This is a genomic window from Treponema primitia ZAS-1 (assembly GCF_000297095.1).
In the GTDB taxonomy this organism is placed as follows: Bacteria; Spirochaetota; Spirochaetia; order Treponematales; family Breznakiellaceae; genus Termitinema; species Termitinema primitia_A.
This window is the reverse complement of sequence record NZ_AEEA01000124.1, coordinates 1-1,165: the sequence shown is the minus strand read 5'-3', so window position 1 is coordinate 1,165 and position 1,165 is coordinate 1. Positions and strand designations below refer to the sequence as shown.

The following is a 1,165-nucleotide window of genomic DNA, read 5'->3' as shown; positions in this document are numbered from 1 at the left end:
GTTCACCGGCGGCAGCACCCCCACGGTGAACGGGACCACCCCCGACGGCTGGACCGTGGACGGCGTAACCCTGAGCGGCGACACCGCCGAAAACACCCTCACCTTCACCGTCAGCTTCCCGGCAACCGAAGGCGGCAAAGCGGAGCTTGCGCCCGGCTGGGACATCCCGGAGCACCCCCTCGCCATCACCAAATACCCCAACACCAACTGGATAGGCGCCGCCGGGACCCTCACCATCACCCTGACCGGGAGCGAATACGGCGACATCCGGTGGACGGTGAACGGGAGCCCCGTGACCGCAGACGCCGACACAGGCGGGGCCGCCTACACCTTCAAGGGCGATGGCCGGAGCCCGGGGACCTACACCGTGGGTGTGCGGGCCAAAACAACAGACGGCCCGTGGTACGAGGATTGGGTCCCGGTCAAGGTCATCGGGGCGAACCTGGATATTGAGGGCGCCTATACGGGGAGCATCTCCGCTGTTGTGGAGGGCGGCCTTCTCAAAAGCATCTCCACCACCGGCAGCACAATCCTCATTGGCCGCAAGGCGACAGAGACCGTTACCCTGAACCTGGACAGGGACGGCAAACTCCTGTTCCGGGATAAAGATGGTGACAGCATCCCCATCGGCAGCTATGGGGAGTTCCAGTTGATTAACACCGGCACCCCCCCCAGCGTTTCTATAGTCGACGCCCGCAAAGGCACCTACAAGCAGGAAGCGGACCTGGACCTGCTGGGCATCTGCGACCCGGAGACCGGCAACTGGTCCGGTCAGGAATGGACGCCGATAGTCACCGGCTACAATGCCCGTTTTACCGGGATCTTCGACGGCAACGGCAAGGCTATCAGCAACCTGTATATAAACACAACGGATGGCAATTCAGGCGAAGGCCTCTTTGGCGCCATCGGTGGAGAAAGCACGGTGAAGAATGTGCGTATAGCAAGCGGTTTCATTACCGGCGACAACAATGTCGGCAGCGTGGTGGGGTACAACAATGGCACCATCACCGCCTGCTCCAACGCCGCCGACGTTTTCGGCACTGACAACAATGTCGGCGGCGTGGTGGGGTACAACAATGGCACCATCACCACCTGCTCCAACAGCGGCTCCGTTTCCGGCAGCGGAGCTGTCGGCGGCATGGCGGGGCGGAACTGGTACGGCACC

1 pseudogene is annotated in these 1,165 nt (G+C 62.7%); it reads left to right on the top strand.

Annotation, left to right across the window (positions count from 1 at the left end):
• Positions 1-1,165, top strand: a pseudogene (locus TPRIMZ1_RS0115245) (peptidase A26); the annotation flags it as partial.